At 55.1% G+C, this 657-nt stretch carries 1 rRNA gene; it reads left to right on the forward strand.

Annotated features, from left to right (window positions below):
• Positions 1-657, forward strand: a 23S ribosomal RNA gene (locus NDI56_RS21665); the annotation flags it as partial.

Below are 657 nucleotides of genomic sequence, written 5' to 3' on the forward strand. Positions count from 1 at the left end.
GAGCCCTAGACAGCCGGGAGGTGAGCTTAGAAGCAGCTACCCTCTAAGAAAAGCGTAACAGCTTACCGGCCGAGGTTTGAGGCGCCCAAAATGATCGGGACTCAAATCCACCACCGAGACCTATCCGTACCACTTATACTGGTAATCGAGTAGATTGGCGCTCTGTTTGGATGGAAGCAGGGGCGAGAGCTCCTGTGGACCGAACAGTGACGAAAATCCTGGCCATAGTAGCAGCGATAGTCGGGTGAGAACCCCGACGGCCTAATGGATAAGGGTTCCTCAGCACTGCTGATCAGCTGAGGGTTAGCCGGTCCTAAGTCTCACCGCAACTCGACTGAGACGAAATGGGAAACGGGTTAATATTCCCGTGCTACCATACATTGAAATCTGACGCCCTGGGGTCGACCATGCCGGGCTTTCGCCCGGTCGAATCGTCCAACTCCGTGGAAGCCGTAATGGCACGAAGCGGACGAACGGCGAGATAGAGAAATATGGTTCAACCTGGGGCCCGTGAAAAGGAGAGTATGGTATCCGTACCGAGAACCGACACAGGTGTCCATAGCGGCGAAAGCTAAGGCCTGTCGGGAGCAACCGACGTTAGGGAATTCGGCAAGTTAGTCCCGTACCTTCGGAATAAGGGATGCCTGCTCCGGAACG

The sequence above is a fragment of the Halomicroarcula saliterrae genome (genome assembly GCF_031624395.1).
GTDB lineage: Archaea > Halobacteriota > Halobacteria > Halobacteriales > Haloarculaceae > Haloarcula > Haloarcula saliterrae.